Here is an 8,637-nt window from a genome sequence, read left to right on the forward strand (position 1 = left end):
GCAATGGCGCGAGAAGTTCGCGTTCTTGGCGAAGCTCGACCTGCCCTTTCTCGTCGCTCAGTCACCGACCGGTCAGATCCTGGGCTACGCGCTCGTGCAGCCGTGGGCAGGAAAGTCCGCATACCGCTACACCGTCGAGAATTCGATCTACCTGGGTCAGGCTGCGGCAGGCAAGGGCCTCGGTCGCGCCCTGCTCGAGGCACTCATCGAGGCTTGTCAGCAGAGGGGCATTCGCGAGATCGTCGCCGTGATCAGCGACAAAGGCGCCGAGGCCTCGATTGCTCTTCACGAGCGGCTGGGCTTCACCGAGGTCGGTCGAATGGGACGCGTCGGCTTCAAGTTCGGGCGGTGGCTCGGAACGATCTACCTGCAGAAGTCGCTCAAGCCGGTGAAGAAGGGGTTGTTCCGTCGCGGCGGGAGTCCGCGGGAGCCTCGCGCGGGGGAGTGATCGACGGGATCGCGGCCAGGAGCGCTCGGGTGTAGTCGTCCTCTGGCGAACGCAGGACACTGGCGGTCTCGCCCCGTTCGACGATCCGTCCGTCCTTCATGACGACCACCCGGTCGCAGAGGTTCTGAACCACGCCGATGTCGTGGGAGACCATGATGATCGTCATGCCCTCGTCCTGTCGGAGTCGGTCGAACAGACCAAGGATCTGCGCCCTCACCGTGACGTCGAGCGCCGACAGCGGCTCGTCCCCGACGAGGATGCGCGGTCGGTGCGCGATCGCCCGTGCGAGTGCGATCCGCTGCCGCTGACCGCCGGAGAATTCGTGCGGGAACCTGTCGGCTGCCGCAGCGTCCAGGCCCACCTGGGTGAGGACCTCCCGCACCCGCGCTCGCCGGTCCCCGGCGATGCCCAGCGCCCACAGCGGCTCGCCGACGATACGCCCCACGCTCATGCGGGGGTCGAGCGAAGCGTAGGGATCCTGGAACACGATGCCGGTCTCGCGCCGCAGCCACCGGAGCGACCTGGCAGATGCCGATGCGTCGACCTCGCGACCATCGATGTGCACCGAACCGGAGGTCGGTTTGTCTAGGCCCAGGAGGAGGCGGACGAGGGTGGATTTGCCTGACCCGGACTCGCCGATCACCCCGAGGGCGTGTCCCTCCTCGAGCGTGAGATCTACCGCGTCCAGTGCCGTTGTGACAGCGGGCTTCGCGAATAGGCGTGTGGGAGGGGTGCGGTGGCGTCGGGTGAGGGCCTCGGCGCGGACGAACTCCGTGCTCATGCGTCCTCACTCGGGGTCTGGCCGCGCCACAGCGTCGCCGTCGCATCACGCAGGAGTCCCTGTGTGACAGCTGCGCGAGGCTCGCTCAGCAGGCGGGGAACCTGACCGGCCTCGACGACGCGACCGCGTTCGAGGACCACGGCGTGAGTCGCGACCTGGGCGAGCACCGCCAGGTCGTGGGTGATGAACAGCAGGGACATGTCTTCGTCGGCAGTGAGGCCGCGCAACAGGTCGAGGATCCCCGCCTGCACCGTCGCATCGAGCGCTGTCGTCGGTTCGTCGGCGATGAGTAGACGAGGCCGGCACGCGAGCGCCATGGCGATTGCCACGCGTTGGCGCTGACCCCCAGAGAGCTGGTGCGGATAGCGGCGGACGATACCCTCCGGATCGGGCAAGGCGACGCGGGCGGCTTCGGCAACGACACGAGCCCGCAGCTCGCGACCCCGCAGGCGCTCGTGAATCTGCACCGACTCCCCGATCTGACGTCCGACGGTACGGATCGGGTTCAGCGCGGTGAGCGGATCTTGGAACACGATGCCGATCTCGTCACCGCGGAGCGCGGCGAAAGCACGCTCGTGAAGGCCCAGAACCTCCTGTCCGCGCCAACGGATGCTGCCCGAGGCCTGCGCACCCTGGGGTAGAAGCCCCACGATCGCCAGCGCCGTCAGGGACTTGCCGGATCCGGATTCTCCGATGAGCCCCACCGTCCCGCCGTCCGGGACCTCGAACGAGACACCGTCGACGACGCGCTCGCCGCCGATCTCGATCGTCAGCCCATGCACCTCGAGGCTCATGAGACCACCTCGGGCATGTGCGTGCGCGACACTCGCGCGGCGCCGGTCGTCGAGGCCAGAGTCGGGTCGGATGCCTCACGGATGCCGTCGCCAAGCAGGTTCAGCCCGAGAACTGTCACCGTGATCGCCAGGCCCGGCCAGAGCACGGCAAGCGGATAGACGGTCAGATACTGCTGCAGATCCCGAAGCAGGACTCCCCAGGAGGGCTCGGTCACTGGCGCACCGAAACCGAGGTATGAGAGGCCGGCTTCCGCAAGAACCGCGACGGCCATCGCCCACGACAGCTGCACGATGAACACCGGTGCGACGTTGGGGAGGAGGTGGCGCCAGAGGTTCTGCATCGGGGTGAGGCCTGCCGCGGTTCCTGCGAGCACGAAATCGCTGTGGAGGACGCGTCGCAGCTCGGGTCGCGTGACGCGGGCGATGTTGACACCGAAGCCGATGCCCACCGACCAGATCACGACCCAGAGCGATCCGCCCCACACCGCCGAGATCATCATCGCCACCAGCAGCACCGGGAACGCCACGAGGATGTCGATCAGGACCGCCACCGATTCGCGAACCCAGCGCGTTGTGAGGGCGCCGAGGCTTGCCAACGCGACGCCGAGCACCGTGGCGACGACCGCCGACCCCACTGCCACCCACAGGGTTGTGCCAGCCCCTGCCATCACGAGGCTCAGGATGTCGCGCCCCGCGCCATCCGTGCCGAGCAGATGCGGCCAGCTCGGGGGGAGCCACCGGTCTTGCACGTTCACCTGTTGCGGATCGAATGGCGTCCAGATCCGGGCGATCACTGCGATCAGGATGATCGCGGCGGCGACGCAGATCCCGAAGCGTCCCGTCGGCACTGCCCACACGCGCCGTAGCCACCGTGCCCGCGTCCGCGTCGGGCGCCTGCCGCGTGCGTCACGTGGAGGGAGAGTCACGACGCCTCCCGTTGCCTGGGATCGAGGATCCTGTGGAGCAGGTCGACGAAGAACCCCACGATCAGGACGAAGCCCGTGAGTGCCAGCAGCTCGCCCTGGACCTTGGGAAGATCCCGTGCTCCCACGTCGTCCACGAGCATCCGACCGATGCCCGGGAGCGAGAAGAGCTGCTCGATGATCACGGCGCCAACGATGATGCCCGCGACCTGGAGGCCGAGGACCGTGATGACCGACAGCCCGACGTTCGGCAACCCATGCCGGATGAGCGCCGTCGTGCGGGTCAGGCCTTTGGCGGCTGCGGTGCGGACGTAATCCTGTCCGATGGCCTGGAGTGTCGCGCTGCGCACGAAGCGGAGGAGCATTGCGCCTTCCACGATCCCGATCGTGACGGCGGGAAGGATGAGCGAGCGGATCGCCGCGGCTGGGTCGTCCCATCCGTTGCGCGGGAACCCCTGCGCGGGGAGCCATCCCAGCCACACGGCGAACACGACGACAAGCATCATGCCGGCCCAGACAACGGGCACCGCTGCAACCGTCTGAGCGCTCACGCTCATGAACGTGCCGCGGCGCCGGCCTCGCCAGATCGCCGAAGCCACGCCGAGCGGGATGCTGAAGAGCACAGCGATGGTCAACGACAGGATGCCGAGCGGCACCGTGACCTGCGCCTTCTCAGCGAGTTCCTCCGCCACCGGGGTGCCGGTGAGAAGAGACGTGCCGAGGTCGCCTCCAAGAACCCCGCCCAACCAGTCGAAGTATTGCGCGATCAGCGGCTGGTTCAACCCCAGTTGCTCGCGGATGGCCTCGATCTGCTCGGCCGTACCGTTGGTTCCCGCGATCAGCTGAGCCACATCGCCGGGAAGAACGCGAAGGGTCAAGAAGATGATCGCGCTTGCCACCGCGAGCCCCAACACGAGCAGCCCCAGCCGGGTCACGACGTACCTGGTCACCTGTCTCTCCCGACCAGGCCCATCGCCCGCGTCGCCGGGGCGGCCGCGGGTCGACGCATCACGATGACCCCGTCAGTCTCGCCTCAGCCCGCGACCTTGGCGAGGTCGGCGAGGTTGAGTCGTTCGTTGACGTTGATGGACGGCATGCCGGTGACGTTCGTTCCGACGGCGACGACGGAGGCTCCGTTGTAGAGCCAATCGGCAGCGGCGTCTTCGGACACGATCCGGGCAGCCTGGGCCAGCAGCGCGGCAGCCTCGGTCTCGTCCGTTGCGGCAAGCGACTCCTGATAGAGCTTCTGCACCTCGGGGTTGTCGTACGTGAAGTAGTAGTCGGGGTTCGCCCAGTTCTCGAAGTCGCGGGCTTCGGTGTGCAGCACGAAGCTCAGGTCGTAGTCCTGGTTGACGTAGACGTCGTTGATCCACGTGGGGAAGTCGACGCTGTTGACCGTGAGGGTGATGCCGACTTCACGCAAGTCGGAAACGAGAAGCTGGGGAATCAGCGTCGGGTAGCCGTTGTAGATCGTGAGTTCGAGTTCCAGATCGCTGTACCCCGCATCCGCGAGAAGCTCGCGTGCGGCATCCGGGTCGTAGGGGGCCACGTCGGAGAGGTCCTCGTAGCCAGGGTCAAGCTCCGGAATCGGTCCATACATCGTCTGGCCGGCTCCCAGCGCAGCGACGAAGGCGTCGTGGTCGATGGCCTGGCGGATCGCCTGGCGCACGCGCGGGTCAGCAAGAGGGCCCGCGGTCTGGTTCATTGCGAGGGTGCCCTTGTCGGTAGATGGCCCCGTCACAACGGTGAACGCGCCATCTGCCTCAATCTGGTCGGTGAGGTTCGCGTCGAACCCGGTCACGACATCCACCTCGCCAGCTGAAGCGGCGTTGAGGGCTGCCTGTGTCTCGGTGATGTAGTCGAAGACCACCTCGGCGACCTTGGCTTTCTCACCCCAGTAGGCGTCGTTACGGACGAAAGTGATCGAGTCCCCCTGACGCCACGAGTCGAGCAAGAACGGGCCGGTACCGTTGGCGGCCGTGGCGTAGTCGACTGTGTCGCCCTCTTTGAGAATCAGTCCGGCACGGCCGGTCAGGTTCCACAGCAGGCTCGAGTCGGGCTCGGAGAGGGTGAGCGTAATGTCCTGCCCCTCGGCGGTGATGGATGCGATGTTCGCCAATCGAGCGGAGTCGGCCCACTCCGGGGTATCGCGCCTGGTCGTCAGCGACCACACGACATCCTGCGGCGTCAGCGACTGGCCATCACCGAAGGTCACTCCCTCACGCAGGGTGAACGTGTAGGTCAGGCCGTCAGCCGAGACCTCATAGTCCTCCGCGAGAACGGGGACGATGTCTTGCTCCGGGGTGCGACCGACGAGCCCCTGGTAGACGTTGTCGATCAGGATCTGGTCGAGTGCGGCACCAGCTGTCTGTCGGATGTCGAGGTTCCCCGGCTCCAGAACGAGACGGATCGCGACCGATGCGTCAGCGTCGGGAGCCCCCGTCGCCGTCGACGCGGGGTCAGTGCTTCCGGTGCAGGCTGTCAGAACGAGCGCGCTCGCGGCGAGTAAGGCCGACGCGGCCAGAGCGGTGCGGCGGAACATGGGAGTCCTTTCCGGGGGGCATCCGCGGCGAAGCTGGTGGGCGCGCGGAGCACAAAGGGGATCTGCGGTAGATAACTCTAGGGTCCGGTTGCTGTGTTCCCCTCATCGAGAGGAGAACGTGACGTCATCGTTGCCCGGTGCTCGACAGTTCGGTGATGGTCTGTGCCAGTGCTGTCGGTGCTTCCTCGTGGACGTTGTGGCCGGTCGGAAGGGCGACGACAACGGCGTCGGGTCGGCGCCTGCTGAACTCTGCCGCATCGTCGGTCGTCACGAAACCTCGCTCCCCGCGGATCAGCGACAGCGGGGCCGAAACGGCGGCGATGTCGTTCCATCCGCTCGCCGAGAGGATCTCGGAGAGCGCATCCTGCTGCGCATCGACCTGTGCGGCCAGCTCGGGCGCTGCCGCGAGGGCCGAGGCCAGGTGAGCAAAGTGGTGCTTCCACTCGACGCGTCCGTCTTCGCGGACTCGCGAGTTCAAATACACGCCGCGTTCGGCCTTTTCGCGGGTCCCCCCACCCAGGCCGAAGGTCATTGCACGATCGACGAGCTCGTCACGGCTTGCCCAGTCGGTCGGGCCGGCGAAGAACGCCCGGATCTGTGCCGCCCCGGCGTTCGGATCGATACCGGGGGTGATGTCGATCACGATCAGTTGCGTCACGAGCTCGGGAACGGATGCCGCAACTGCCGCGCCCGTCAGTCCGCCCAGGGAGTGTCCGACGATGAGCTGCGGCGCCGACGTCCACGCGCGGATACCCGTTGCCACATCGGGGGCGAGGTTCGCCGCGGTGTAGGCAGCATCAGGCCGCCAGGAGGACTCGCCGTGCCCGGGAAGGTCGATCGCGAGGGCAGGCAGGCCGAGCGCCAGGATCGTGGAATCCCAGGTGTGTGCATTGAGCCCCGCGCCGTGGATGAAGGTGACAACGGGGGGCTCGTCACCGAAGCGAAGAGCGCTCAGGGTGCGTCCGTCGTCGAGGAGGAGCGACACGCGCTCGACCGGTGGGAGGTTTCCGGCCACGCCGACGCTGGCGGCGTCTGTTGGCAGGAACCGGAATTCATCGTCAGGTGTCGTCATCGTTGTCCGTCCTCGGTTGATTCGGCTGTCCCCATTCTGGCCCTCGCGCGGAGCACCCGGAGACGCTGGGCACGCGCGTGCCCAGCGTGCCCGGGATAGGGTCGAGGAACGTGAGCACACTCGACATCTCCGGCGCGATCAACTTCCGGGACACCGGTGGTCTGCGTGCTGGCGCCGGTCGGACCCGGGAGGGCGTGTTGTACCGGTCGGGAAACCTCGCGCGGCTGGACGAGGACGGCATCCGTGCTTTCTCGGGACTCGGCATCCGTCGGGTCATCGACCTTCGCGACGACGCCGAGGTGGCCGGTGCCCCGAGCCGATTCGATGACCGTGAGCTCGTTGTGCAGCGGGTTCCCCTGTTTCTGGGCTCGGTGAGCTCGTTCTTCGTCGAGGACGTTCCGCTCACGGAGATGTATCGCCGGCTCGTCGATGACTCAGCGGGGCGTGTGGTCGAGGTCGTGCGAGGAGTGCTGGCCGATCAGCCGGTCCTGGTGCACTGCACGGTCGGCAAAGATCGCACGGGTGTCACCGTGGCAATCACGCTGGCCGCCGCGGGAGTCGACAGGGATGCCGTCATCGCCGACTATGCGCGCACGGAGGCGCTCCTGCCGCAATCGCGCAACCGCGACGTCGTGGCACGCATCCGCCAGTTCCACCCGGACTCGGTCAACCTCGAGGAACTGGCCACGAAGTCGCCCGCAGAGGCGATCGCCGGGCTCCTGAACAGCCTGGATGAGGCCTACGGCTCGCCGCGTGACTACCTGCGCGCCCACGGCATGAGCGATGACGAACTCGTCGCTCTGGACGAGGTGCTCATCGACTGACTGCTCTCTTCGGTCGCTGGCGCGGGATGTAGTTCCCGTCCGCGAGGCCCGCCTCGATCTCGAAGCGGTTGCCTAGCGGGTTGCGGCCCGAGAGCTGGTAGAGCAGCGGCATCAGCATCCCGTAGCGGCGCCACTGCCGCGCGTGGACGAGCTCGTGCCGCAGCACGCGCGGGCCGTCATTGGTTGCCGTGAGGTAGCAGGCGCCGACGCACACGCCGCCGCGGGGGAACGTCCACGAGGGCATGCCGGAAAAGACATACAACACCGTGCTGTCGGCGCCCCGGTGGACTCGCACCCTGCCTGTGCTCCAGAGGAAGCCCCAGACAAAGCCGATGGCGGTTCCGATGACGGAGCCTGCCCGCGAAACCGGGGAGTCCAGCAGCGGGAGCCAGCGATCCAGCAGCTGACCTCGCGCGACGGCCCGCTCCGCGGCAGCCTCCCACCCCGGTGGGGGCGTCGGAATCGGGGTCACGCCAGCGCCCCGAGAAGGCGCAGGATCGTCGGCATGTCTTCAATCGCGGTGTCCGCAGACGCGGGAGAGAAGCCGGCGATCGTCGCCCCGACGAGCGGGAAGCGATCACGTACCGCTCGGACTGCGGCGATGACCTCGCCGGCATCCGGACCGAACGGCACGGGTGAGGACACTCCCGTAACGACGGAGGGATCGAAGACGTCGATGTCGATGTGGACGTATGCCCGTGCAGCGCCGGTCGCTGCCACCGCGGCGACGAGCGTCTCGGGATCGGCCAGGTCCCGAGGCAGCACCCGGCGGATGCTGTGCTGGTCGACGTACTGCTGTTCGGCGTCGTCGAGTTCTCGGGTGCCGGCCAGCACGACCCGGTCAGGGGTCAGGATGCCGTGGGGGAGGCGGAGTCGATCGGCTCCGCCTCCGAGAGCGGCGCGCAGCACCATGCCGCAAAACGCTCCGCTGGGCGAGGACTCCGGGGTGTTCAGGTCGGCGTGGGCATCGAACCAGACAACCGCGACGTCAGGAGCCGCGACTGCCTCCAGCGCGCCGAGGGTTACCCCGCAATCCCCGCCGATCACGACCACCGGCTCGGACAGGCTCGCGACAGCATCCCGGACCAAGTCTCGGATGCGCACGAGTGAGCTGGCTCGACGGATGCCGGTGTCCTGGCTCTCACCGGCTTCGACCGGCACCTCCAACCGGGTGCAGGCCGAAGCCGGAAGGTCGCCCGCGATGGCTTCGGCGCCGTCGATCAGCTGCATCGCGCGAGCCGATCCGGAGCCCT

The 8,637-nt window shown here is 67.5% G+C and carries 10 protein-coding genes; 2 read left to right on the forward strand and 8 right to left on the reverse strand.

Annotated features, from left to right (window positions below; all coding sequences use genetic code 11):
- Positions 1 to 448: GNAT family N-acetyltransferase (locus Q1V87_RS08160; RefSeq protein WP_300591647.1), on the forward strand; the 448-nt coding region annotated here is incomplete at its 5' end.
- On the opposite strand, the gene Q1V87_RS08165 is transcribed toward Q1V87_RS08160, so the two are convergent.
- The 6 genes from Q1V87_RS08165 to Q1V87_RS08190 all read right to left on the reverse strand — a co-directional run bounded on the left by Q1V87_RS08165 (position 381) and on the right by Q1V87_RS08190 (position 6,560).
- On the reverse strand, positions 381 to 1,229 hold the full coding sequence (locus Q1V87_RS08165; RefSeq protein ID WP_300591648.1) for an ATP-binding cassette domain-containing protein: 849 nt from the start codon (positions 1,227 to 1,229) through the stop codon (positions 381 to 383). The genes Q1V87_RS08160 and Q1V87_RS08165 overlap by 68 nt on opposite strands.
- Entirely contained in the window at positions 1,226 to 2,023 is a 798-nt protein-coding gene (locus Q1V87_RS08170; protein WP_300591649.1) for an ABC transporter ATP-binding protein, read from the reverse strand. Before Q1V87_RS08170 ends, Q1V87_RS08165 begins: the two co-directional genes overlap by 4 nt.
- Complete coding sequence (locus Q1V87_RS08175) at positions 2,020 to 2,949, reverse strand: ABC transporter permease (protein ID WP_300591650.1); 930 nt, start codon at positions 2,947 to 2,949, stop codon at positions 2,020 to 2,022. The genes Q1V87_RS08170 and Q1V87_RS08175 overlap by 4 nt, the downstream gene beginning before the upstream one ends.
- On the reverse strand, positions 2,946 to 3,896 hold the full coding sequence (locus Q1V87_RS08180) for an ABC transporter permease (RefSeq protein ID WP_300591651.1): 951 nt from the start codon (positions 3,894 to 3,896) through the stop codon (positions 2,946 to 2,948). Before Q1V87_RS08180 ends, Q1V87_RS08175 begins: the two co-directional genes overlap by 4 nt.
- An 83-nt stretch (positions 3,897 to 3,979) precedes the next feature.
- Positions 3,980 to 5,488, reverse strand: coding sequence for an ABC transporter substrate-binding protein (locus Q1V87_RS08185; protein ID WP_300591652.1), 1,509 nt, complete (start codon positions 5,486 to 5,488; stop codon positions 3,980 to 3,982).
- Positions 5,489 to 5,612: 124 nt separating this feature from the next.
- The gene (locus Q1V87_RS08190) at positions 5,613 to 6,560 is read right to left on the reverse strand and encodes an alpha/beta hydrolase (protein ID WP_300591653.1); all 948 of its coding nucleotides are present in this window, start codon (positions 6,558 to 6,560) and stop codon (positions 5,613 to 5,615) included.
- Between the two features lie 110 nt (positions 6,561 to 6,670).
- On the opposite strand from Q1V87_RS08190, the gene Q1V87_RS08195 reads away from it, so the two are divergent.
- On the forward strand, positions 6,671 to 7,384 hold the full coding sequence (locus Q1V87_RS08195; protein WP_300591654.1) for a tyrosine-protein phosphatase: 714 nt from the start codon (positions 6,671 to 6,673) through the stop codon (positions 7,382 to 7,384).
- Here Q1V87_RS08195 and Q1V87_RS08200 read toward each other — a convergent pair.
- Both Q1V87_RS08200 and Q1V87_RS08205 read right to left on the reverse strand, forming a co-directional pair.
- A complete protein-coding gene (locus tag Q1V87_RS08200) occupies positions 7,374 to 7,856 on the reverse strand; it encodes a Fe-S oxidoreductase (RefSeq protein ID WP_292711859.1) in 483 nt (160 codons plus the stop codon). The genes Q1V87_RS08195 and Q1V87_RS08200 overlap by 11 nt on opposite strands.
- Positions 7,853 to 8,637: arginase family protein (locus Q1V87_RS08205; RefSeq protein WP_300591655.1), on the reverse strand; the 785-nt coding region annotated here is incomplete at its 5' end. The genes Q1V87_RS08205 and Q1V87_RS08200, both read right to left, overlap by 4 nt.

Origin of the sequence: Microbacterium sp. (genome assembly GCF_030149085.1) — a bacterium.
Taxonomy (GTDB): Bacteria; Actinomycetota; Actinomycetes; order Actinomycetales; family Microbacteriaceae; genus Microbacterium.